The 1469-nt window shown below is 32.3% G+C and carries 3 protein-coding genes; 2 read left to right on the plus strand and 1 reads right to left on the minus strand.

What is annotated here, in order from left to right; translation table 11 throughout:
- Window positions 1-117 precede the first annotated feature (117 nt).
- Window positions 118-471, minus strand: coding sequence for a hypothetical protein (locus ABT112_RS35095; protein ID WP_351515825.1), 354 nt, complete (start codon window positions 469-471; stop codon window positions 118-120).
- A gap of 107 nt (window positions 472-578) precedes the next feature.
- On the opposite strand from ABT112_RS35095, the gene ABT112_RS35100 reads away from it, so the two are divergent.
- The gene (locus ABT112_RS35100) at window positions 579-818 is read left to right on the plus strand and encodes a helix-turn-helix transcriptional regulator (RefSeq protein ID WP_023189646.1); all 240 of its coding nucleotides are present in this window, start codon (window positions 579-581) and stop codon (window positions 816-818) included.
- Window positions 819-830: 12 nt separating this feature from the next.
- Window positions 831-1469 (plus strand): phage antirepressor KilAC domain-containing protein (locus ABT112_RS35105; protein ID WP_351515826.1); only part of this gene is annotated, 639 nt, incomplete at its 3' end.

Consider the following 1469-nt stretch of genomic DNA (forward strand, 5'->3'; position numbering starts at 1 on the left):
CTGCGTATGCAGAAGTTTAAAAATAGAAAGGATTATTATTGAAAAAATTAAAAAAGAAAAAAGTTTATGTAGACTGGCGTGACTTACCAATATGGTTGGTTGTAGTTATGTGCTTAATTACATCTTTGATAACATCAGGGTTAATAACGTTACTAATGGTGCGACTATTGCAGAGGTAACGAAAGCAACAATAATCGGGAAAGCAATATGGTCAATAATCCTTCCGTGAAGAGTTCTTTTACGCTCATCTAGTAAGGCAATTCCTTTTTGAGTAATAGAATAAAAATCGTAAGTTTTTATTTTACCTCCTTGAAATTTCTCTATATATTCAAGATTTTGGAGATATCTCAAGGAATTGATAATATCTTCAAGATTTATACTTTCAGGAGTAACATCTTCAAGTTGACTATTAGTATAAGCCATATTATTTTTTCTCATTACTTTAAGAATTTTAAGAGATTTATTATCCACCGATTCCATTATAATTTCTCCGTTTTCTTTCAATTATAGCATTTCTTGGCGGGGATATAAATTAGAGAAATGGTATTACTAAAATACATACACAGAAAGGAGCCAGTATGGCAGAGAAAACACCACCAAAAATTAAATTAAAAGCTGCAAGAACAAATGCTGACTTTTCAGCTAAAGAAGTTGCTGAAATTGTTGGAAAAAACTATCAAACTATTTTGAGTTATGAAAAAGATAGCACTGAAATTCCCATGAGTCTAGCAAGAAAATTGGCAGAAATTTACGACTATCCTATTGATTTTATTTTTTTAGGAAAAACAACCGAATATAATCGGTTTAAAGCTAGTTAGAAAGGAAAAAATATGAACGAATTACAAAATTTCACAAATGGAATTTTCAATCTTGACGTTAAAGTCGAGGGAGAAGAAGTTCTATTTAGTGCAGAACAAGTCGCAAAATCGTTAGGTTTAACTCAAAAGCAAAATAAGAGTGGAAAGATTTACGAGAGCATTCGCTGGGAAACTATTAATAAATATCTTCCCCAACTTTCTGGGGAAATTGAAAAAGGTTCATTCATCAGTGAACCTATGGTATACAAACTTGCATTCAAAGCAAACAATGCTGTATCTGAAAAATTCACAGATTGGTTGGCTGTTGAAGTCCTTCCAACAATCCGCAAAAATGGAGCTTACATGACTAATGAAGTTATTGAAAAAGCTTTAACAAGTCCAGATTTCATCATTCAACTCGCTACTAATCTTAAAGATGAGCAAGAAAAAACAGCGATGTTATCTCAACAGGTTGCAGAAAGCAGACCCAAAGCAGATTATTATGACCGCATCATGAAATCAAAATCTTTGGTAACGATTAGTCAGATTGCCGAAGATTATGGAATGAGCGCCCAAGCATTAAATAAAATGCTTTATGAGTTAAAAGTTCAACATAAAGTTGGCGGACAGTGGTTATTATACGCTAAACATAAAAATCATGGTTATACATTT

The organism is Streptomyces sp. NPDC002055 (assembly GCF_040296705.1).
Lineage (GTDB): Bacteria > Actinomycetota > Actinomycetes > Streptomycetales > Streptomycetaceae > Streptomyces.